Below are 20,104 nucleotides of genomic sequence, written 5' to 3'. Positions count from 1 at the left end.
AGCGACCATGGGATCGCGTCCGTCTGGGCCTCACCGTACGTACGCCGCGCCCACGTCTGGCTGGGGGCTGCGCGTGCGCGTCCTGGTGAAGGGTCGTAAGACCAGCAGTGAGCCTAGCACGTGATGGTGCGCGGCCAGCCCCGAAAAGGAGGGAAGCCTCCTGTTCGGGGCGGAGAAAGTCCCGGCCAGGGTCGGTAATCGGAGGCATCGAGCGTGCAGTATGACTCTTCTGCGGGCGGGGCCAGGTCAGCGCACGCGGCGCGCCCGCACCACGACATCCTCGGTGTGGTGTGCGCCGGCTCCCGCGGCCACGTGCCGGGGCCGGGTTTCGTCGACCTCGATCAGCCAGGCGTCGCCCAGCAGGGCCCGCACATTCGCCGGGCTCACGTACAGGTCGGCGTCGAAGCCGTGCCGGGTGGCCTCCTCGGCCGTCGGCGCGGGGTGGTGCACGATGAGCAGCACTCCCCCGGGTGCGACGGCGTCGAGCAGCGCGTGCTCGGCGACGTTGTCGGGCGTGCGGAGCAGGGCGGGGTATTGCGCCGAGACGAGGTCGAATGTCGCCGGCGGCAGCGCGGCCTCTACCAGTGCGGCGTGCAGCCAGCGCACCGGCTTCACACCGTGACCGGCCGCTCCCCCAGCGGTCTCTGGCTCACTGGCCAGGGCCAGCTCGGCTCGTGCGGCGCGGTCGAGGGCGACCCTGGACACATCCAGGGCGGTGACATCCCAGCCTTGGGCGGCGAGCCACAGGGCGTCGGCGCCCTCCCCGCAGCCCACGTCGAGGGCTCGCCCCGGCACGAGCGCGCGGGCCTCGCTGACCAGTGCGGCGTTGGGCTGCCCGCTCCACAGGGTCTCCAGGCCGGCGTACCGCTGATCCCAGAACTCGCCGATCGGGTCGTGCGCGTCGGCACCCGGCTCGTGAGCCGCCGGCTCGGGGGCGTCTGGCTCGGTGCTGTCCGAGGTGTTGTCGCTGTTCAGGGGCATGAGTGCATCATCCGGCTCCGGCGCCCTGCGAACAAACCCGCTTGCCGAACCGGCACGGGCGCTCGGAACGATCCCCGGGTGCATAGGCAGGCCGAACCGATAACCTCGTCGCATGACGTCTGGAGCGAGCGGCACCGACAACGGCACGACCGGCGGCATCCGCTGGCCGGTCGACTCGGCTCCCGCCCGGGCCGATGTGCCTGCCGCGCGCCACACCCTGCAGATCCTCACCCACCTGGCCGCCCAGCGCGGGCCCGTGCCGGCGTCGAGCGTCGCGCAGGCCCTGGGGCTGCCCAGGTCCACGGTCTACAGGCTGCTCGGGGTGTTGCAGGATCTCGGTTTTGTGCTGCATTTTCCCGAGGCTCGCCGCTACGGCATCGGCCTGGCCGCCTTCGAGCTGAGCAGCGGCTTCGCTCGGCAGGAGCCCCTGGCCCGGCTGGGCCGGCCGATCCTGGCCGCCCTCGTCGACAAGGTCGGCGAGAGCGCGCACCTGGCCGTGCTGCACGGCCGCGACGTGATCTACCTTGTGGAGGAGCGTGCACCCCGGCGACCCACCCTGGTGACGGATGTCGGGGTGCGCCTGCCCAGTCACCTCACGGCCAGCGGCCGGGCACTGCTGGCGACCCTGCCGCCGGCCCAGCTCCGGGCGCTGTTCCCCGACCGGTCCGCGTTCGTGCAGCGCGCTGCCGCCGAAAGCGACGGGGCGGTGACGGGCAGCGTGAGCAGCTATCGCGAGTTGAGCGGGCTCCTGGCCGAGGTGCGCGAGCAGGGGTACGCGGCGGAAGACGGCGATGTCACCTCGGGTATGGCCTCAGTGGCCGTGGCCGTGCGCGATCACAGCGGCTGGCCGGCGGCCGGAATCGCCCTGACCTTCGCCAGGTCGACCATGCCGCCGGGGCGCTGGCCAGAGCTCGCCGCGGCCGTCGAGCAGGCCGCCGCCGAGCTGGGCCGCCGGATCAGCGGACGAACCGGCTAAGTTTTTCTTTCGACGAGTCTGAACCTTTTGATCCACCGTCTCGTTGTTCAGGGTGGATGACCATCCACACCGACAGCGAACGAGGGTGACATGCAGAAGAAGACGAAGATCGGGCTATGGATTGCGGGCGGAGTGATCGTCATCGGCGGCGCGGCCCTGGCGTTCGGCCCGGCGGTGTACGCCGACTACGCCAACAGCAACGCCGACGCGGCCCCCACCATCGCGGCAAGCGCCCCCAGCAGCACCGATGCGGCGCCGGCGACCGAGGTGAACGCCGACGACCTCACCGGCACCTGGAACATCGGGGCGGACTCCTTCGCGGGCTACCGCGTCGACGAGGTCCTGCAGGGCAACGACGTGACCGTGACCGGACGCACGAGCGATGTCACCGGTGAGCTGACGGTCGACGCGCTCTCGCTGACCGCGGCCACGATCACGGTGGACGTGGCGAGCATCGCCACCGACGAGTCCGCCAGGGACGCCTACTTCCGCGACACCGCCATGGAGGTCGGCGACTTCCCGACCGCGACCTTCACCCTCACCGGTCCGGTGACCCTGGAGGCCCCGGTGGCCGGGGTCGCCCAGACCCTGAGCGCCACCGGCGACCTCACGATGCACGGCGTCACCCAGCCGGTCACGGTGTCGTTGCAGGCGGCGCTCACCGAGACCGGCGGGCAGGTCGTCGGCAGCATCCCGGTCACGTTCAGCGACTACGGCGTCGACGCACCCGACCTCGGCTTCGTGTCGGTCGAAGATGCCGGTTCCGTGGAGTTTTCGCTCAACCTGGCGCAGGGTTAGACCGACAGCATGAGACGCACCGTGGGCATCGAGTGGACCTGGAGGTGACCGTGGCAGAACCGCACGCGGAGCTCCTGCGGGCGCTGCACGATGCCCACGGGCCTGCCCTGTTCAGGTACGTGGTGCGTCTGACCGGGGACTACGGATTCGCGCAGGACGTGGTGCAGGAAACCCTGCTGCGCGCCTGGAAGCGACCGGCCCTGCTGGAGCGTGATGACGACGCCGCCCGCGCCTGGCTGTTCACCGTGGCCCGCAACCTCGTCATCGACGACAGGCGCAGCGCCCGCTACGCCCGCGAGATCTCCACCGACGCCCTGCCCGAGACGACGGCGACGGATGCCACCGAGGCCGTTCTCGATCGCTGGTTGCTGACGGATGCCCTCACCGCGCTCTCGCCCGAACACCGCACCGTGCTGGTGAGCGCCTACTACCTCGGCCAGTCCATCGCCCAGATCGCCCAGCGGGAACAGGTGCCGGAGGGCACCGTCAAGTCCCGTCTGCACTATGCCCTGCGAGCAATGCGGCTCGCCCTACAGGAAAGGGGGGTCACCGAATGACTCCCGCCACTGATCGGTACCGCGAGTGGGATGCGGCCTACGTGCTCGGCGCGCTCAGCGCCGAGGACCGGCACGCCTTCGAACGGCACCTGGCCACCTGTTCCGCCTGCGCCGGCGCCGTCGCCGAGCTCGCCGGGCTGCCCGGAATCCTGGCCGGCCTGCCTGCGGCCGAGGCCGTGGCCATTACCGAGGCCGGTGATGCCGGCGCCGCCGACGACCACCTGCGCGCCGCCCTGCATCAGCCCGGTCTCGTGCAGCGGCTGGCCGGCGCCGCCGTCACCCGCACCCGGCGCAACCGGGTTCGCCTGGCACTGGCCGGCGCCGCCGCCGCCGCGGTCATCGCCCTGGGTGGGGGCTTCCTCGGCGCGGCCCTGACCACCGGGCCCGCGGTCGAAGCGGGACCGGCCGCCCCACCGGCATCCGCCCCGCCCGCATCCAACGGAACCACGTCAACGCTGGTGGTGGCCATGGAGCCCGTGCAGGAGGACGCCCTCACCGCGGCGCTCACCATCACCGACACCGACTGGGGAACCCGGTTCGACTGGTCGTGTGTGTACCTGAACCAGCTCTGGAAAGACAACGGTCCCCAGGACTACGACATGGTGATGACCGACCTGGCCGGCACCTCCACGGTGCTCGCGACCTGGACGGCCACGAGCCCGAGCACCGAGAACCTGGCCGCGTCGACCGATGTGACCCGTGACCAGATTCGGAGCGTCGAGATCCGGGCGAGCCGGAGCGGCACGCCGCTGGCCCACACCGACCTCTGAGGGCCTTCCCTTGTCGCTGCCGACGGTTAGGCGGTGAGCGGACGCAACGTGCGCAGGGCCTGGTCGCGCACCGCTGCCGACACGGCGTCCAGCAGCGGAGACGAGAGATTCCAACGCTGCCAGTACAGCGGCACGTCCACCGGATGCGCCGCCGCCAGTTCCACCAGAGTGCCGGCGTCGATCTCGGCCAGGCACTGTTGCTCGGGCAGTACTCCCCAGCCCAGCCCCAGCAAGACCGCCCGGGCGAAGTCGTGCGAGGTGGGGATCAGGTGTCGCGGTGCGGCACCCGGCCGGCCCGCGTTGGCGCGCAGAAAGGCATCCTGCAGGTCGTCGTTGCGGTCGAAGGTGACGACGGGCGCCTCCGACAGCGCCGCGGCCAGTGTCTTCGACGGTGTCGCCGCACCGTGCGGCAGCCATCGAGCCACGAAGTCCGGTGTGGCGACGGCCCGGTACCGCATCACGCCCAGCGGCTCGGTCACGCAGCCCTGAATGGACTCGCGGGTGGAGGTGACCGCGGCCATGACCGCGCCGGAGCGCAGCAGTGAGATGGTGTGTTCCTGGTCTTCGCGGTGCAGATCGAAGGTGACCCGGAGGTCCGCGGCCACCGGCGCGAGGGCGCCCAGAAACCAGGTCGCGAGGCTGTCGGCGTTCACGGCGAGAGAGATCAGCGTGGGCCGGTCGGCGGCCCCGCCCGCCAGGAGCGCTCGCTCGGTGTCGGCCGCCAGGAGGTCGACCTGACGGGCGTAACGCAGCACGACCGCTCCGGCGTCGGTGAGCCGCACCGGCGTGGTGCGCTGCACGAGCACCCGTCCGGAGGTCTGCTCCATGGCCTTGACCCGTTGCGAGACGGCGGACGCCGTGATGTGCAACCGGCGGGCCGCCTTCTCGAAGGTGCCGTCTTCGATCAGGGCTCGGAGGGTTTCCAGTTGGTCGAGGGTGAAGCGCTGCATTAGCACAGCTTACGCATCATGAGAAAGCGTAGCTAGACTGCATGCGCTCGGGTCTCTACCGTGGACTCATGACCCCCGCGACAACACTCCTGCCCGCCCTGCTCGGCCTGGTGACGGGGCTCTCCCTGATCATCGCGATCGGCGCCCAGAACGCGTTCGTGCTGCGGCTGGGCATCGAGGGCCGCACCCGGGTGATCCTGCCGGTGGTTGCCATCTGCGCCCTGTCCGATGCGGCGCTGATCCTGGCCGGGGTGCTGGGCATGGGCGCCCTGGTGAACGCGGCGCCGGTGGCCATGATCGTCGTACGGATGGTGGGAGCGGCCTTCCTGATCGGGTACGGGCTGTGGGCGGCGCGGCGCGCCATTCGCCCGGGTGCCCTCCTGGTGACGGGCACCCCGGCCGCCACGGGGCTGGGCGTTGCGGTGGGCACGGCACTGGCCCTCACCTGGCTGAACCCGCACGTGTACCTGGACACCGTGCTGCTGCTGGGCACCGTTGCCGCGCAGCAGGATGCCGCCGGGCGCTGGTGGTGGGTCGGCGGCGCGATGGCGGGGAGCCTGTTGTGGTTCGCCGGACTCGGATTCGGGGCTCGCCTGCTGCGCCCGGTCTTCGCCCGACCACAGGCCTGGCGAATCCTGGATGGCATCATCGCCGTGGTCATGTTCGTGCTCGGGGCGCGGTTGGCCTTCGGGCTGTAGTCCTTGGGCACGGGTCCCGGCGACGGCGGGCCAGAACGAGCTCTCCGCCAGATGCCGCAAAGAACCCCTTCAGCGCGACTCAAGGGCGACTCTGCCGGTCGCCGGGCTGGCGGGAGGCACGCGATCGGCCGGCGCAGCCGGAGTACGCTTGGCCCGTGCTCTCCAAGGACCTGATCCGCCTCTATCCCGAGCTGTACCACGTGGCAGCGGATGGGGCGTGGCCGTCGATCGAACGGCACGGGCTGCTCAGCACGTCAGCTCTCGTCACCCGCTGGGGGGTGCGGCAGGGGGCCCCGCAGGCCGCGATCCTCACCCGTCGCCGCGGCGAATCGCTGGAGCTGGAGCATCCGCAGTACGGTACCGCCGTCATCCGGCACCAGAAGGCGATGCACGAGTCGTCGCTGGCCGCCGCACTCACCGACATGTCGCCCAGCGAGTGGTACGCGTTGCTGAACGACCGGGTGTTCTTCTTTCTGCAGAAGTCCCGGCTGAACGAGTTGCTCGCGGCGCGCTCGTACCGGGACGACGCCCACACCGTGATCACGGTGGACACCCGCAGTCTGGTGACGGCGCACGAGGACGACATCGAGCTCACCCGGGTGAACACCGGCTTCGCGCAGCGGTTCAGCGCTGAGCCGCGCGGGCGAGAGAGCTTCTCGTCCATCGAGGAGTTCGCGCATCCGACCCGGGCGCACGCCTCGACCAAGGTGGTCGATGTGGCCGAGCTGGCGGTGTACCGCGGGGTGCGCGACATCACCGAGCACGTGAAGCGCGTCGAGCGGATGCGGGACGGCACGGTGCTCGAGCGCTTCGTCTAGCCCGCGCCGGGGTTTCGCCGCTAACTGTTGCCCGTTCGGACAATTGCACCCGGCGCACCAGGTGCAAGTGTCCGCAGCGGCAACAGTTGCGAAGGTCAGGCGGCGGGGGCGACCGACGGTTCCAGGCCGTTGCGGCGGGCCACCTCGCCGAGCCAGCTCGCGCTGGGCTTGGGGGTGCGGGCGAAGGTCTGCTTGTCCCAGGCGATGAGGCCGAAGGTGGGCGTGAAGCCGGAGGCCCACTCGTAGTTGTCGAGCGCCGACCAGTGCAGGTAGCCGAGCAGGTCGATGCCGTCTTCGATGCAGGAGTGCAGGCCCTCGAGGGCGCCCTGGGTGTAGGCGATCCGGCGGCTGTCGTCTGCGGTGGCGATGCCGTTCTCGGTGACCATCACGGGCACGTGGTCGGTGAGCTCCCACGCGGCGCGCACGCCGATGCCGGCGGCCGGCGGGAAGAACTCCCAGCCGGTGAGGGTGGTTTCCACGTTCTCGGCGACGGGGCGGGGGCCCTCCGGTCCGATGAAGGTGCGGGTGTACGCCTGCACGCCCACGAAGTCGTCACCCTTCACGTTCTCGAGGTACCAGTCCTCGCGGGGGTGGCCGTACTCGACGAGCTTCTCGGCGGCGCCCTCCTCGTCCACGGCCACGAAGGCCTGGGTGGCGATGGTCCAGCCTGACTTGAGACCGCTCACCTGCGAGAGAACCTCGCGGGAGCGCTGGTGCGACAGCAGCAGGGCATCCGCCACCTGCAAGTCGGGATTGGCCAGGCCGTGCGCCACCAGGTTGGCGGCGTCTTCACCGCCGGCCAGCATCGCGGCGATGTTGGGTTCGTTGACGGTGCACACGTAGTTGACACCCTCGGCCACGACGGGCAGGGCCAGCTCGGTGTAGCGGGCGAACAGGTCGGCGGCATCCGGTGCCCGCCAGAAGCCGTCGTTCTCGAACCAGCGCGGCACCGTGAAGTGCATCAGCGTCACGATCGGCTCGATGCCGAACTCGTGGCAGGTGTCGACCATGCGGCGGTAGTGGTCAACGGCCGAACGCGAGGTGAAGCCGCGCTCGGGCTCGATGCGCGCCCACTCGATGCTGAACCGGTAGCTGTCCAGGCCCAGGTCGGCGAGCAGCTTGATGTCTTCGCGGTAGCGGTGGAAGCTGTCGGCCGCGTCACCGGACGGTTCGACCATGGTGGTGTTTGTGGCGTGTTCTTTGGGCCACCAGTTGCTGTTGACGTTGTTGCCCTCGATCTGGTGGGCGGCGGTGGCGGCACCCCACAGGAAGCCTTGGGGGAAAGTGAGCATGGAAGGATCTCCTCGGGTAGCGGTGGTGCGGTGTTCGGCAGTACGGAGTAAGGACGAAGGGTCAGCTGGTGGATGCCCAGAAGTCGTCGAGCATCGCGGCCGTGAAGCCGGGGTTGTCGAGGTTGGGCAGGTGGCCGGCCTGCGGGATGACGCGGTACCTGGCGCCGAGTTGCTCGGCCATCAGCCGCTGCGAGGGGATCGGCCAGGCGTCGTCGGTGTCGCCGTGCGCGACAAGGGCGGGCACCCCGGTGGCGCGCACGGCGTCGGTGGAGTCCGGGGTGGACTGCAGGATGCGCACGCAGCCGAGGTAGTTGTCGACCGAGGAGGCGATCAGGCGGTCGCGCACGAATTCGTCATCGCCGCTGAGGCTGCTGCCCTCCGGGTGATCGAGCGCCCAGATTGCCAGGGTTCCGTGCTCGGCCACCAGAGCGGCGTCGGCCTCGTGTGAGCCGGCCCGGCCGGCGGGGCCGGAGCAGAGCATGGTGAGGTCGGTGAACAGGGCGGACCCACCGGGCTGGGACAGGCTGCGGAGTAGCGCGGCCCTGGCGACGAGGCCGCCCAGGCTGTGGCCGACCAGGTGCACAGGCCCGCCCGCGCCGATCTCGTGCGCGACGGCGACGGCATCCGCGGCGAAGTCGTCGAGCCGGTAGTTCTCCACGCCCGCCGGGGCGGCGGAGTCGGCCTGGCCGCGCTGGCTGTAGCTCACGGCCTCCCAGCCGTGCGCCGCGATCAGCGGCAGCAGCAGCCGGAAGTCCTCCTTGGACCCGGTGAAACCGGGCACCAGCAGGGCGATGCCGCGGCGCTCGCCGGCGGGCCGCACCCGGAACGCCGTGAGCGGCCCGGCCGCGGTGTCGACGCTGAAATGCTCGAGCTCCGGGGCCAGGGGCAGGGCGCCGAACGGCGCGGTCACGCGACGACCTTGCGCGGGTTGGGAATCGCGTCGAGCAGGCGGATCGTGTAGTCGTCCTGCGGGTGGCGCAGCACGTCGGCGGTGTTGCCACGCTCCACCACCGCTCCCCCGTTGAGCACCATGATGTTGTCGGTGACCACGCGGGCCGAGAGCAGGTCGTGGGTGATGTAGAGCAGGCTCACCCCCCACTGTTCGCGCAGGTCTTCGAGCAGGGCGAGCACCCCGGCGCGCAGCGACACGTCGAGCATCGACACCGGCTCGTCGGCGATGATCACCTGCGGGTCGCTGGCCAGGGCTCTGGCGATGACCACGCGCTGGCGCTGCCCGCCGGAAAGCTGGTGCGGCAGCTTGGCCGCGAACTCCTCCACCGGGTTCAGACCCACGATGTCCAGCAGTTCCAGCACCCGGCGGCGGGCGTCGGTGCCGTGCAGCCCGGTGAAGTTGATCACCGGCCGGGTGAGCGCGTATTCCACCGTGTGCAGCGGGTTGAGCGCGGAGTACGGGTCCTGGAAGACCATCTGCACGTCCCGGTGCAATCGGCGGAAGTGCCGGCGGTTCAGCTTTCCGACGTCGAGGTCGCCGAAGCGGATGCTGCCGCTGGTGGGCTTCTCCACCGCCGTGATGAGCTTGGCGATGGTGGACTTGCCCGAACCGGACGCCCCGACCAGGGCCAGCGCTGCGCCGGGTTCGAGGGTGAACGACACGTTGTCCACGGCGCGCACCGGCGCCTCACCGCGGCGCGGGGCCGGGTAGACCTTGGACACGTTGTCGACGATCATGGTGTGCTGGTCGGTGCGCCGGGTGCGCGGCGACACCGTGGGCGTGTGGGTGGCGCCGTCGGCACGGGCGGCTCCCTCCGCCCGGCGCTGCTGCCGGTCGGCGAAACCGGGCAGTTCCACCACCTCGGCGCGCGGGTCGGCGTAGTGCGAGAGCAGCATCCGGGTGTAGTCGGCCTGCGGGTTGTGCAGGATCTGCTGCGCCGGGGCATCCTCGACGATGCGGCCCTCGTGCATCACCATCACCCGCTGGGCGGATTCGAGCACGATGCCCAGGTCGTGGCTGATCAGGATGGCGGTGAAGTTCTCGCTCTTCTGCAGCTCGATGATGGTGTTCATCACGGCGTGCTGCACCAGGACGTCGAGTGCGGTGGTCGGCTCGTCGAAGACCATCAGCTCGGGTTCGAGCGAGAGGGCCAGAGCGATCGACACCCGCTGGCGCATGCCGCCGGAGAGTTCGCCGGGGAACCTGTCGAGCACCTGCGGGGTCAGTTCGACCTTGCCGATCAGTTCGGTGGCGCGGGCGGTCCAGCGGCTTCTCTCGACGTGACCGTGGGCACGGAAGATGTCGACGAAGTGGTTGCGGATGCTGCGCACCGGGTTGAGCGCGTTCATGCCGGACTGCAGCACCATGGCGATGCCACCGTGACGCTGCTCGCGCAGCTGTTCGGCGTCGAGGCTGGCGATGTCCTTGCCGCCGAAGAGGATGCGGCCCTTCTCGATGTGCGCCGGCGGCTTCGACAAGCCGGTGAGCGCGAAGCCGAGGGTGGACTTGCCCGAGCCGGACTCCCCCACCAGGCCGACGAACTCGCCGTGGGCCAGCCGGAAGGAGACGTTCTGCACGGCCTTGGTGGCACCGGCGCCGTAGCCGTAGTGCACCGAGAGGTCGTGCACCTCGAGCAGGGTCGGGTTGGCGGCGGGCGGGGTCTGGCTGAACGGTGCGGGGGTCATCGCTTGGTTCCTTCCCGGAGGCGCGGATTGCTGATGCCGTCGACGCCGAAGTTGATGAGGGTGAGCGAGGTGGCCAGCAGCGCGATGCAGAGGCCGGGGGCGAACAGGAGTGCCCACTGCCCGGTGAGCAGGGCGTTGGAGTTCTGTGCCCAGAAGAGCATCGTTCCCCAGCTCACCACGGTGGAGTCGCCGAGGCCGAGGAACTCCAGGCCGGCTTCGGCGAGGATCGCCGCGGTGGCGGCGCCGAAGAAGTTGCCCACGATGAGCGAGGTCATGTTGGGCAGGATCTCGCGGAACACGATGCGGAACGGGCGTTCGCCGCTGAACACGGCGGCCGTGACGAAGTCGCGGGAGCGCAGCGACTGGGTCTGGCTGCGCAGCACCCGGGCGCCCCACGCCCAGCCGGTGATCACGACGACGACGATGATCATGCCGATGCCGCCGCCGGAGAGGTACGCGGCGATCACGATCATCAGCGGCAGGCCGGGGATGACCAGGAACAGGTTGACGACAAAGTTGATCACGTCGGCGCCGAACCCGCGCACATATCCCCAGCTGAGCCCGATCAGCACAGCGATGATGGTGGAGAGGAGACCTGCGACCAGGCCGACGAAGATGCTGACCTGAGCGCCGTAGAGCAGCTGGCTGAGCACGTCTTCGCCGGCGGCGGTGGTGCCCAGCCAGTGCGCGGCGCTGCCGTCGGCGCTCCGCTCGAAGCCGGTCTCCCTGGCGCCGTACGGGGCGATCAGGGGTGCGAAGATCGCCAGCAGCACGAAGACGGCGAGCATGACCAGGCCGATGCGGGCCTTGCCGTTGCTCCACACCGTGGAGGCGACGCGGACGACGACCTTCCAGGGTGAGGGTGCCGCACCGACCTCGGAGCGGGGGGCGCGAATGATCGCGGTTGTGGGAGGCAGTGAGGTAGTCATCGTCGGGTCCTCGGGTCCAGCACGCCGTACAAAATGTCGACGAGGAAGTTGGCGATGAGCACGCTCACGGTGATCATCAGGAAGAGTGCCTGCATCAACGGGTAGTCCTGGTTGGTGACGGCGTTGAAGAGCAGGTAGCCGATGCCGGGGTAGCCGAACACCTGCTCCACCAGGATTGAGCCGCCCACCACACCGCCGAGGGCCAGGCCGAACGAGGTGAGGTTGGGCAGGATGGCGTTGCGCGCGGCGTAGCGGAGGGCGATGGTGCGGGGCTTGAGCCCGTTCGCCTCGGCGAAGGTCACGTAGTCGTCGCCGAGGGTGGAGATCATGGTGTTGCGCATGCCCAGGATCCAGCCGCCGAGCGAGGTGATCAGGATCGTGAGCGCCGGCAGCACCCCGTGGTAGAGCGCGTCGCCGAAGAACTCGAACGAGAGGTTCGGCTCCGCCGTGGGCCCGTAGGCACCCGAGGTCGGGAACAGCCGCAGCACGTAGCCGGCGAAGAAGAGCAGCAGCAGCGCGGTCCAGAAGTACGGGAAGGCGCTCATGAACGAGCCCACCAGGGTGGGCACGCTGTCGAGCCAGGTGCCGCGCTTCCAGGCCGCGAGCACCCCGAGCAGGGTGCCGAGGATGAACGCGACGACGGTGACCAGGCCCACCAGCACGAGGGTGTACGGCAGCGCGGCCGAGACCAGCTCCCCCACGCTCTGCGGATAGAAGGTGTACGAGACGCCGAAGTCCAGCGTCACCACCTGGTGCAGGTAGGCGACGTACTGCTCGACGATGTTGCCGGTGGGCACGCCGAGCTGGGCCTCGATGGCGGCCTTGGTGGCCTCGGTGACGGGGCCGTTCTGGGCGAGCTTGGCCAGCGCGGCATCCGCCGGCGTGCCGGGCATCAGCCTCGGCAGCAGGAAGTTGACCGTGACGGCCGCCCACAGGGTGAGCGCGAACAGGCCGAGCTTGCGGGCGACGAAGACCAGGGAGGTGACGAACGGGTTCGGCGCGTGCGCCGCATCCGTGGGGCTCAGAGCCGGGGTGAGGCTGTCGGCGCCGCGTGGCGCGGCGGTGGTGCTAGTCATCGTTGACCTTCTTCAGGTTCGTGAGAATGAGCAGTGGGGTGGATTCGTAGGTCTTCGGCGAGGAGTACGGGTCCGCGGCGCTGGGCCACCCGGTGAACTTCGCGTCACTGAACAGGCCCCAGGCGCCGCCGTAGTAGAGGCTGATCGACGGAATCTGCTCGTAGACGACCTCCTGCAGCTGGTTGGCGAGGTTTGCCTGCACGGCGGGGTCGAGGGCCACCTTGTACTCGGCGAGGATCTCGTCGACCGCGGGGTCGCTGAAGCGTTCGAAGTTGTTGCTGGCTTCCTCGCCAACCGGCTTGACCCACTCGCTGGAGAGCAGGTTGTTGAAGTCCCGGAAGGTGTTGCCGGTGCCGCCGGTGGCGCCCATGGCGAGGTCGTACTCGCCGTTCCGGAGCGCCAGCGTGTAGGCGGCGGGCTGCGGGGACTCGACCTTGACGTCGACGCCGATGGCGCCCCACTGCTTCTGCACCTCCTGCACACCCTTGAGCCAGTCGTTGTAGCCGGCCGCGGTGGTGATGGTGAGGCTGAGCTGGGCACCGGATGCGTCGACGAGCTTGCCACCCTGCTGGGTGTAACCCGCGGCGGCGAAGTACTCGAGCGCCTTGGCGGTGTCCTGGGTGATCAGGCCGGAGTCCGGGATGTCGGGGTTGAGCACGTCGGCCTGGTTGGGCAGCAGGATGTTGGTCTGCCCGGCCACGTCCATGTAGCCCTCTGCGGCCGCGTCGCCCACCAGGGTGCGGTCCAGCGCGGTGGACAGGCCCTGGCGAACGTTGACGTCGTTGAACGGCGCCTTGGTGAGGTTGGGGAACAGGGCGATGGTGCCGCCCGGCGGGAACCAGTAGGTGTTCTGGTTGCCGGCATCCACCCAGGCGCCCTCGACGTCGCTGATGAACGAGTATGCCCAGTCGTAGCCCTTGGTGGCCACGTCGAGCTGGGTGTTCGTGGCCGGCAGGATCAGGTGCTCGGCGGCGACGGTGTCGGCCTGCCAGTAGTCCTGGTTCTTGTCGACGGTGTACTGCTGCGGCGCGAAGTTGCCCAGCGTGTACGGGCCGGTGCCGACAGGGTCGGGGTTCCGCCAGGTGGTGGGGTCCTCCACGTCGGCCCAGATGTGCTCCGGCACGATCAGGGTGGTCGAGGCGATCAGCTGCGCGGCCGGCACGTCTGGCGCGGTGAGGTGCACGGTCACGGTGTCCGCACCGACCTCGAAGGTGTCGATGTAGCTCCAGATGCCCTGCAGGTCGAGCGTGGGGTTGTCCTTGAGCAGCTGGAAGGTGAAGCCCACGTCTGCCGCGGTGAAGTCTTCGCCGTCTGACCACGTGACACCGTCGCGGATGTCGAACACGATGGTGGACGGATCCGGCTGGGTGTAGCCGGTGGAGAGCCAGGGGTGCTCTTCGGCGTTGAGGTTGTCGAGCACGATGAGCGGCTCGTACATGTAGAACGCCGCGACCCGCTTGTTGATCATGAAGGGGTTGAAGTTCTTCTCGAACAGCGGTGAGCCGGTGTCGGCCGCGACGAGCATGGTGTCGTCGGGGATGGACGGATCGGGCGCGCTCTGGATCTGGATGCTGCAGGCAGCGAGCGTAGAAGCGGCGACGGCCATGGCCACGGCGGCCAGGGTGCGGCGGGCACCTGAACGGCGGGCACCTGAACGGCGGAGCGGCCCGGATCGGGGCCGAGATCGAGTGGGTTGCATCATTACTACCGGGTTTCCTCAGTCATCGTTGAGCTGATCGCGCCGGGGATGGACTGCGTGGCGCGTGATCTGACCTTGAGTGTATGCGCATACATTGCGGGATTGCAAGCGGGGGTTTCCCGGCGGGCGGCGCCCGGTGCCCGCTCAGACGCGGGGGCAACTCTCCCGCAGCACGACCTCGACGGGCAGGGTGAACGCCTGCGGCTCGAGCGTCGGGTCGTCGAGCCTGGCCGTGATGGCGTGCACCGCGGCGCGCCCCAGCTCCACCATCGGCTGGTGCACTGTGGTGAGCCGTGGCCGGGAGTGCCGGCCTGCAGTGATGCCGTCAAAGCCCGTGACCAGCACATCCTCCGGCACGCGGATGCCGCGCTGCTCCAGCACGTCGAGCACGCCGAGCGCGGTCTCGTCGTTGGAGCAGAGGATGGCCCGGGGTCGCCGCTGGACCAGGATGCGCGCGGCGGTGGCGCGCCCGCCGTCGCGGGTGAAGTCGCTGCGGAGGATGCGCACTCTGCTCTCGGCGACCCCGGAGTCGGCGAGAGCATCGCGAAAACCGGCGAGCCGCTCCGCGTCGTCCGGGGAGTCGGTGGGGCCGGCGATGTACACCACGTCGTGCACGCCGTGGTCCTGCAGCACGTAGTTGGCCAGGGTGCGCATGCCGGGTCCGTTGCTCGCGCTCACGTGGTCGAAGTCGTCGGCGCGTTGGGCGCCGGCCAGGACCACCACGGGAATCCGCCTGGCGACGTAGGCGAGCAGTTCGTCGGGCACTGTGCGGGCGAGCACGGCGAGGCCGTCGACCCGACCTGCGATGTCGGTGACCAGGGCTTCACGGCTGGAGCCGCGCCCGGCGGCCACCATCAGGGCGAAACCGCGTCGCCAGGCCTCGATCTCGGCGCCGCGGAGCACCTCGTCGAAATACAGGTTCTCGGTGTCGGAGGAGGTGTCGGAGTCGTCGTCGACGATCGGCACCGTCTCGCCGCGCGCCGAGTCGACGGGCTGGTCCGGCACGGTTTCGTCGTGGCCGGGGAAGAACAGGCCGATCACATTGGTGCGCCGGGCGGCCAGGCCCCTGGCCGCGGCACTGGGCACGTAGCCGAGTTCGGTCACAGCGGCCAGCACCCGCTCCCTGGTGTGTTCCCGCACCGCATCCGGCGAGCGCAGCACCCTCGAAACGGTGGCGATCGAGACTCCCGAGCGTTCGGCGACGTCGTAGACCGTGGGTGCCTTGGCCACGTCGTCTCCTTGCCCTCGGTGCCGCTCGGTCCTGCCGCGTGCCGCGCGGGGTGTTCTGCCATCGTACGGCGGCTACTGTTCCCGTTCCGGACAATTGCACCCGGCACACCGGGACCATTTGTCCGGAGCGGGAACAGTTGCGGCGGGATCGGCGCGGCTCAGACGCCGCCGCGGGCGACCAGGCGGCCGGTGCGCACGGCCTCGAGGAAGGCCTGATAGTCGGTGTCGTTCTGGTCGGCGTACCGGTTGGCGAAGTCGGTGATGGCGCGGTCGAACTTGTCGCTGGCGCCGAGGTACGCCGCGATCGCGATCGGGTCGCCCGAGCGGGCGTGCGCGCGGGCCAGGGTCCAGCCGCAGGCGTGCGCGTAGAAGGTCATCCCCATCGGCACCATCGCCTCCACGACCGCGGACCCCTTCATGTCGCGCAGCTGCCGCCAGTACAGGTACCGGTCGGCCTGCACCCCCTTGGTCCAGCCCAGGAAGATGTCGCTGGCGGCCTGCATCATCCGCTGCCCCTGCACCACCCGCTCGCCGGGCTGCTCGTAGACGCTGGGGGGCAGGTGGTCTTCGAGCACGGATGCGGTGGCCTCCTTCACCTGCAGGAACAAAGGGTCCTGCTCGTCCCGCCCCTGCAGCAGGGCAATGAACGCCCGGTTGCCGACGCTGCCGACGCCGACCACCTTGTGGGCCACATCCACCACCTCGAAACGTTCGAGCAGCTGACGTCGGTCGTCCTGCAGGTTTCGACGGTAGGACTGCAGCTGTTCCCGCACCGCAGCCTCGGTTTCGTCGGCGGACAGGCCGAAGGTCTCGCCGAGCTCCCGTACCGGAATGACGATCGGCGGTTGGCTGATGATGCGGTAGTGACCGTCGACGAATTCGGCGAGCTTGGCCAGCGCCTGCAGGCTGTCCTTGGTGCGCGCTTTCGCGGCGGTCCTCAGAGCGTTTTTCGCAAGCGCCTTCGACGTCTTCTTGGCCACCTTGCCCTTCTGGGTGGCCCTGGCCACGTCGATGGCCGCCACCAGCTCCTCCTCCGACATCCGGGCATACCAGATCTCCATCGTGCCCATACCGGAGAACTGGATCATTGCCTCCCGGTAGGAGCGCACAGCCTCCAGGGTCACCTGTCGGATATCCGCGGAGGAGAAGCCGTTGTTGCGGGCCGCGATGGTGAAGCTCGCCGTCATCCGCAGCACGTCGTACTCGAACGGGCCCGGCAGCGTCTCGTCGAAGTCGTTGAGATCGAAGAGAAGGAGGCGTTCGGGGGACGCGAAGACCCCGAAGTTGGACAAGTGGGCGTCACCGCAGAGCTGCACGGTGAGACCGGCACGCGGGGTGTCCTTCAGGTCGGTCGCCATGATCTTGGCCGCGCCCCGGTAAAAGGTGAACGGCGAGGCCATCATGCGCCCGTGCCGCACCGGCACCAGGTCGGGCACCCTGGTGCGGTTCTGCTCCTCGAGCAGGGCGACGGGGTCGGGCCGGTCCTCGGCCGGCGTCCAGCCGCGGTGGCTGTTCAGCGGGGTCTGGGCCCTCGCGGCCTTGCCGCGGGCGGCACGCTCGGCCACGCTCGAATGCTCGGTCATGAGGCAGCCCTTCGTTGGACGACGCTGAATGCACCCACGATTGACCCGGGCGGTGAGGCTGTCAATGGCTCGGGCGTTTTGCCTGCCGCCACCCGGCCGTTACCGTGACGTGGCACCCACCTGAGGGTCAACCGGCTCGACGACGACGCCCTCGCCCGGAATTCCGCTCTCGTAGAGTTCGGCGCCCCGCCGGCCAGGCGGCCACACCCGATAGTTCCGAAAGCGCACCGGCAGACCCGCAGCCAGGGCGAGGTCCAGATTGTCCATCACCTGCAGGTGCACGTGCGGTTGGGTCGAGTTTCCGGAGTTGCCGCATTCTGCCAGCGGGTGACCCGCCTGCACGAACTCCCCCACCCGAACTCGCAGGGACCCGTTCCGTAGGTGCACAAGAGCGACAAATCCGGCACCGTCGGCCAACCGGATGACGACGTGATTGCCCGCGATGGCGCCCACGCCCAGCGCCAGCCGCTGCGCCTGGCCCAGGGTGTACGCGACCAGGCTCAGTTGGGAGCGCCGGGCCACGTGGTCGGGCTCACCGTCGTGTACTTGCACGACGGTGCCACCGGCCGGCGCCAGGATCGGCCGGCCGAAGGCGAAGAATCGCTCCGGCGGCTCGGTGCCGAAGAACGTGCCCCAGCTGCGGGTGCCGGCGGTGCGGCCGCGCTCGTCGACGCCGACGAAGTCGATGGCATAGCGTTCGCCCAGCAGGTCGGTCCCGTGACTCGGGATGCGCCGGGCCGGACTGTTCCTGGCGATCCAGCGGCCCGTGAACGGCAGGGCGAGCAGGGCGGGGCCCTGCGGGGATTCCCGCGACGGCTGCGCGTGGCTCATCGCCCCACACTAAACCGGCCCGGTCGTCCTGAGAACGACCGGGCCGGAGCGGGCGTGGTGGCTGGTTAGCTCGCGGCCTGTTCGCGCCGCGGCAGCACCCAGCCCGGCCGCACGAAGTGGCAGGTGTAGCCGTTGGGGTAGTTCTGCAGGTAGTCCTGGTGTTCGGGCTCGGCCAACCAGAAGTCGCCGACCGGCTCCACCTCGGTCACGACGGGGCCGGGCCAGATACCGGATGCGTCGACATCCGCGATGGTGTCGCGGGCGACCCGTTCCTGCTCGGCATCCGCGTAGAAGATCGCCGAACGGTAGCTGCGGCCGCGGTCGTTGCCCTGGCGGTCCTTGGTGGACGGGTCATGGATCTGGAAGAAGAACTCCAGCAGCTCACGGAAGCTGGTGCGCTCGGGGTCGAAGGTGATCTCGATCGCCTCGGCGTGGTCGCCGTGGTTGCGGTAGGTGGCATTCGGGGTGTCGCCACCGGTGTAGCCCACCCGGGTGGAGATGACGCCATCGCGCTTCCGCACGAGTTCCTCGACGCCCCAGAAACAGCCGCCTGCCAGTGTCGCCTTCTCGATCGTTGTGCTCATCGTGTGCTCTCCTCGTTTGTAGACCGGCTGCCGTGGACTCCGTGGCCCCTTGACAGTTCGCTGGTGACAACGCCGGGGTGGGGCACACTGTTCCGCCACCCCCACCACACACAGCGGGCTCACAGTTTATCGGGCGGACTCCGTGTCGATCAGTTGCCGGCGTCCATCTCGAAATCATCTGCACTGATCGTCATGGACTCTTCGATCTCGTCGGCAATGAGCATGAGCTCGCTGAGATGACTCTCCGGGTCGGTGGGATCCTGGAACATCTCCCACGAGACGGTGTTCAGTCGTTCATACATCTCGGTTTCCACACCCTCGGGCAGCCCGGCGTAGTACAAATGGTCGAGGAGCGCCTCAGTAGTGCCGTTCAATTCAACCGCGAGCCGCGGGGTGTCCGCATCGAGAGTGCGCGCATACGCGAGTGCGTCAATGAGCGTGGCGATCTCTGTGTAATCAGCCGCCGACGCAGCTGCAGCCGCAGGTGCAAGAGGCGCCGCGCCCCCCGGCGAGCTCGCACATCCGCTCAGAAGCAGCACACCGATGACAAGACATCCCCCGAGTCGATTCATGTTCGAACTCTAGCGGCCTGCCGCCGTGGGTAGTTCACCCGGGCATGAAAAAACCCCCTCTCATTCAGTGACTGCCTGATGAGAGGGGGTTGTTGGTGCACCCCCCCGGACTTGAACCGGGAACCCGCTGATTAAGAGTCAGCTGCTCTGCCAATTGAGCTAGAGGTGCGTATTTTGTGCATATTTTTCACGGCGGAGGCTTCCCTGCCGACATGAGACATTACCACTAGATTCGCGCCGGGCGCCAATCGAGGCTGACGTTCCGGCGCGTCGCGATGCAGTCACTAACCTGAGGAGCGTGACCGAGACCATACAACCCACCCTCGCCGATGACCTTGCCCTCGCCCTCGAACTGGCCGACGCCGCCGACACGATCTCGATGGCCCGGTTCGAGGCCCTCGACCTCGTGGTCACCACCAAGCCCGACCGCACCCCGGTGACGGATGCCGACCAGGCCGTCGAGCGCGCCATCCGCACCCTGCTGGCCGAGCGGCGCCCCGTCGACGGAATCCTCGGCGAGGAGTTCGGCACCGCGGGATCGACGACGCGGCAATGGATCATCGACCCCATCGACGGCACCGCCGGATTCCTGCGCGGCATCAGCATCTGGGGCACCCTGATCGCCCTCGCCATCGACGGCGTCCCGGTCCTGGGCGTGGTCAGCTCCCCCGCCCTGGGCAAGCGCTGGTGGGCCGCGACCGGCGGCGGCGCCTGGTCGAGCGATGCCCGTTTCCCCGCTGCCCCGCCCACGCGCCTGCACGTCTCCGGAGTCAGCACTCTCGCCGACGCGTCGCTCAGCTACGGCAGCATCCAGCAGTGGGATGCGGCGGGCCGGCTCGACGCGCTCGTCTCGCTCACCCGCCAGGTCTGGCGCACCCGGGCCTACGGCGACATGTGGTCGTACATGCTCCTCGCCGAGGGGCACCTCGACATCGCCGGGGAGTTCGACCTGCAGCCCTACGACATGGCCGCCCTGGTGCCCATCGTGCAGGAGGCCGGCGGCGTCTTCACCTCGGCCGACGGTGCGGCGGGCCCGTGGCACGGCAGCGCGCTGGCCACCAACGGGCACCTGCACCAGCCGGTGCTGGACGCGATCGCCCCGGTCTCTCGCTGAGCCGACCCG

The 20,104-nt window shown here is 69.3% G+C and carries 20 protein-coding genes and 1 tRNA gene; 7 read left to right on the top strand and 14 right to left on the bottom strand.

Going from position 1 to position 20,104, the window contains the following annotated elements:
- Positions 1-246 precede the first annotated feature (246 nt).
- Positions 247-981 carry a class I SAM-dependent methyltransferase gene (locus ACEN2M_RS10280; protein WP_441648023.1) on the bottom strand — a complete coding sequence of 245 codons (735 nt, stop codon included), beginning with the start codon at positions 979-981 and terminating at the stop codon, positions 247-249.
- A gap of 112 nt (positions 982-1,093) precedes the next feature.
- Between ACEN2M_RS10280 and ACEN2M_RS10275 the strand changes: the two genes are divergently transcribed.
- The 4 genes from ACEN2M_RS10275 to ACEN2M_RS10260 all read left to right on the top strand — a co-directional run bounded on the left by ACEN2M_RS10275 (position 1,094) and on the right by ACEN2M_RS10260 (position 4,082).
- Positions 1,094-1,957 carry an IclR family transcriptional regulator gene (locus ACEN2M_RS10275; protein ID WP_441648022.1) on the top strand — a complete coding sequence of 288 codons (864 nt, stop codon included), beginning with the start codon at positions 1,094-1,096 and terminating at the stop codon, positions 1,955-1,957.
- A 90-nt stretch (positions 1,958-2,047) separates the two neighbouring features.
- Positions 2,048-2,755 carry a YceI family protein gene (locus ACEN2M_RS10270; RefSeq protein WP_441648021.1) on the top strand — a complete coding sequence of 236 codons (708 nt, stop codon included), beginning with the start codon at positions 2,048-2,050 and terminating at the stop codon, positions 2,753-2,755.
- A gap of 50 nt (positions 2,756-2,805) precedes the next feature.
- Entirely contained in the window at positions 2,806-3,312 is a 507-nt protein-coding gene (locus tag ACEN2M_RS10265; RefSeq protein ID WP_441648020.1) for a sigma-70 family RNA polymerase sigma factor, read from the top strand.
- Positions 3,309-4,082, top strand: a complete 774-nt coding sequence (locus ACEN2M_RS10260) for an anti-sigma factor family protein (RefSeq protein WP_441648019.1) — start codon at positions 3,309-3,311, stop codon at positions 4,080-4,082. The genes ACEN2M_RS10265 and ACEN2M_RS10260 overlap by 4 nt, the downstream gene beginning before the upstream one ends.
- 26 nt (positions 4,083-4,108) lie before the next feature.
- Here the strand turns inward: ACEN2M_RS10260 and ACEN2M_RS10255 are convergent, their stop codons facing one another.
- The gene (locus ACEN2M_RS10255; protein ID WP_441648018.1) at positions 4,109-5,032 is read right to left on the bottom strand and encodes a LysR family transcriptional regulator ArgP; all 924 of its coding nucleotides are present in this window, start codon (positions 5,030-5,032) and stop codon (positions 4,109-4,111) included.
- A 68-nt stretch (positions 5,033-5,100) separates the two neighbouring features.
- On the opposite strand from ACEN2M_RS10255, the gene ACEN2M_RS10250 reads away from it, so the two are divergent.
- Both ACEN2M_RS10250 and ACEN2M_RS10245 read left to right on the top strand, forming a co-directional pair.
- Entirely contained in the window at positions 5,101-5,730 is a 630-nt protein-coding gene (locus ACEN2M_RS10250) for a LysE/ArgO family amino acid transporter (RefSeq protein WP_441648017.1), read from the top strand.
- A gap of 155 nt (positions 5,731-5,885) precedes the next feature.
- The gene (locus tag ACEN2M_RS10245) at positions 5,886-6,548 is read left to right on the top strand and encodes a DUF7002 family protein (RefSeq protein WP_441648016.1); all 663 of its coding nucleotides are present in this window, start codon (positions 5,886-5,888) and stop codon (positions 6,546-6,548) included.
- Positions 6,549-6,643: 95 nt separating this feature from the next.
- Here the strand turns inward: ACEN2M_RS10245 and ACEN2M_RS10240 are convergent, their stop codons facing one another.
- The 12 genes from ACEN2M_RS10240 to ACEN2M_RS10185 all read right to left on the bottom strand — a co-directional run bounded on the left by ACEN2M_RS10240 (position 6,644) and on the right by ACEN2M_RS10185 (position 19,150).
- Entirely contained in the window at positions 6,644-7,840 is a 1,197-nt protein-coding gene (locus tag ACEN2M_RS10240) for a glycoside hydrolase family 1 protein (RefSeq protein ID WP_441648015.1), read from the bottom strand.
- Between the two features lie 61 nt (positions 7,841-7,901).
- Complete coding sequence (locus ACEN2M_RS10235) at positions 7,902-8,750, bottom strand: alpha/beta fold hydrolase (RefSeq protein ID WP_441648014.1); 849 nt, start codon at positions 8,748-8,750, stop codon at positions 7,902-7,904.
- The gene (locus ACEN2M_RS10230; protein ID WP_441648013.1) at positions 8,747-10,477 is read right to left on the bottom strand and encodes an ABC transporter ATP-binding protein; all 1,731 of its coding nucleotides are present in this window, start codon (positions 10,475-10,477) and stop codon (positions 8,747-8,749) included. The genes ACEN2M_RS10235 and ACEN2M_RS10230 overlap by 4 nt, the downstream gene beginning before the upstream one ends.
- A complete protein-coding gene (locus ACEN2M_RS10225) occupies positions 10,474-11,406 on the bottom strand; it encodes an ABC transporter permease (protein WP_441648012.1) in 933 nt (310 codons plus the stop codon). The genes ACEN2M_RS10230 and ACEN2M_RS10225 overlap by 4 nt, the downstream gene beginning before the upstream one ends.
- Positions 11,403-12,482, bottom strand: coding sequence for an ABC transporter permease (locus tag ACEN2M_RS10220; RefSeq protein ID WP_441648011.1), 1,080 nt, complete (start codon positions 12,480-12,482; stop codon positions 11,403-11,405). The genes ACEN2M_RS10225 and ACEN2M_RS10220 overlap by 4 nt, the downstream gene beginning before the upstream one ends.
- Positions 12,475-14,088 carry an ABC transporter substrate-binding protein gene (locus tag ACEN2M_RS10215; protein WP_441648085.1) on the bottom strand — a complete coding sequence of 538 codons (1,614 nt, stop codon included), beginning with the start codon at positions 14,086-14,088 and terminating at the stop codon, positions 12,475-12,477. Before ACEN2M_RS10215 ends, ACEN2M_RS10220 begins: the two co-directional genes overlap by 8 nt.
- Positions 14,089-14,325: 237 nt before the next feature.
- A complete protein-coding gene (locus ACEN2M_RS10210) occupies positions 14,326-15,411 on the bottom strand; it encodes a LacI family DNA-binding transcriptional regulator (protein ID WP_441648010.1) in 1,086 nt (361 codons plus the stop codon).
- Positions 15,412-15,569: 158 nt separating this feature from the next.
- The gene (locus ACEN2M_RS10205) at positions 15,570-16,994 is read right to left on the bottom strand and encodes a DUF2252 domain-containing protein (RefSeq protein WP_441648009.1); all 1,425 of its coding nucleotides are present in this window, start codon (positions 16,992-16,994) and stop codon (positions 15,570-15,572) included.
- A 99-nt stretch (positions 16,995-17,093) separates the two neighbouring features.
- Positions 17,094-17,825, bottom strand: a complete 732-nt coding sequence (locus ACEN2M_RS10200; protein ID WP_441648008.1) for a M23 family metallopeptidase — start codon at positions 17,823-17,825, stop codon at positions 17,094-17,096.
- Between the two features lie 65 nt (positions 17,826-17,890).
- On the bottom strand, positions 17,891-18,409 hold the full coding sequence (gene msrA, locus ACEN2M_RS10195; protein WP_441648007.1) for a peptide-methionine (S)-S-oxide reductase MsrA: 519 nt from the start codon (positions 18,407-18,409) through the stop codon (positions 17,891-17,893).
- Between the two features lie 149 nt (positions 18,410-18,558).
- Positions 18,559-18,981 carry a hypothetical protein gene (locus ACEN2M_RS10190; protein ID WP_441648006.1) on the bottom strand — a complete coding sequence of 141 codons (423 nt, stop codon included), beginning with the start codon at positions 18,979-18,981 and terminating at the stop codon, positions 18,559-18,561.
- 93 nt (positions 18,982-19,074) lie between these two features.
- Positions 19,075-19,150 (bottom strand) — tRNA-Lys (locus ACEN2M_RS10185).
- 129 nt (positions 19,151-19,279) lie between these two features.
- Between ACEN2M_RS10185 and ACEN2M_RS10180 the strand changes: the two genes are divergently transcribed.
- Positions 19,280-20,095: an inositol monophosphatase family protein gene (locus ACEN2M_RS10180; protein WP_441648005.1), complete on the top strand. Its 816-nt coding sequence runs from the start codon at positions 19,280-19,282 to the stop codon at positions 20,093-20,095.
- Positions 20,096-20,104 lie beyond the last annotated feature (9 nt).

This window comes from Cryobacterium sp. W22_MBD10_FK3, assembly GCF_052113745.1.
Taxonomy (GTDB): Bacteria; Actinomycetota; Actinomycetes; order Actinomycetales; family Microbacteriaceae; genus Cryobacterium.
This window is presented reverse-complemented; position numbering and strand designations above follow the sequence as displayed.

Coding starts and splice junctions, on each gene's coding strand:
- ACEN2M_RS10280 (WP_441648023.1), bottom strand. CDS start 981: ATGCCCCTGAACAGCGACAACACCTCGGACAGCACCGAGCCAGACGCC.
- ACEN2M_RS10275 (WP_441648022.1), top strand. CDS start 1,094: ATGACGTCTGGAGCGAGCGGCACCGACAACGGCACGACCGGCGGCATC.
- ACEN2M_RS10270 (WP_441648021.1), top strand. CDS start 2,048: ATGCAGAAGAAGACGAAGATCGGGCTATGGATTGCGGGCGGAGTGATC.
- ACEN2M_RS10260 (WP_441648019.1), top strand. CDS start 3,309: ATGACTCCCGCCACTGATCGGTACCGCGAGTGGGATGCGGCCTACGTG.
- ACEN2M_RS10255 (WP_441648018.1), bottom strand. CDS start 5,032: ATGCAGCGCTTCACCCTCGACCAACTGGAAACCCTCCGAGCCCTGATC.
- ACEN2M_RS10250 (WP_441648017.1), top strand. CDS start 5,101: ATGACCCCCGCGACAACACTCCTGCCCGCCCTGCTCGGCCTGGTGACG.
- ACEN2M_RS10240 (WP_441648015.1), bottom strand. CDS start 7,840: ATGCTCACTTTCCCCCAAGGCTTCCTGTGGGGTGCCGCCACCGCCGCC.
- ACEN2M_RS10230 (WP_441648013.1), bottom strand. CDS start 10,477: ATGACCCCCGCACCGTTCAGCCAGACCCCGCCCGCCGCCAACCCGACC.
- ACEN2M_RS10225 (WP_441648012.1), bottom strand. CDS start 11,406: ATGACTACCTCACTGCCTCCCACAACCGCGATCATTCGCGCCCCCCGC.
- ACEN2M_RS10220 (WP_441648011.1), bottom strand. CDS start 12,482: ATGACTAGCACCACCGCCGCGCCACGCGGCGCCGACAGCCTCACCCCG.
- ACEN2M_RS10215 (WP_441648085.1), bottom strand. CDS start 14,088: ATGGCCGTCGCCGCTTCTACGCTCGCTGCCTGCAGCATCCAGATCCAG.
- ACEN2M_RS10205 (WP_441648009.1), bottom strand. CDS start 16,994: ATGACCGAGCATTCGAGCGTGGCCGAGCGTGCCGCCCGCGGCAAGGCC.
- ACEN2M_RS10200 (WP_441648008.1), bottom strand. CDS start 17,825: ATGAGCCACGCGCAGCCGTCGCGGGAATCCCCGCAGGGCCCCGCCCTG.
- msrA (WP_441648007.1), bottom strand. CDS start 18,409: ATGAGCACAACGATCGAGAAGGCGACACTGGCAGGCGGCTGTTTCTGG.
- ACEN2M_RS10190 (WP_441648006.1), bottom strand. CDS start 18,981: ATGAATCGACTCGGGGGATGTCTTGTCATCGGTGTGCTGCTTCTGAGC.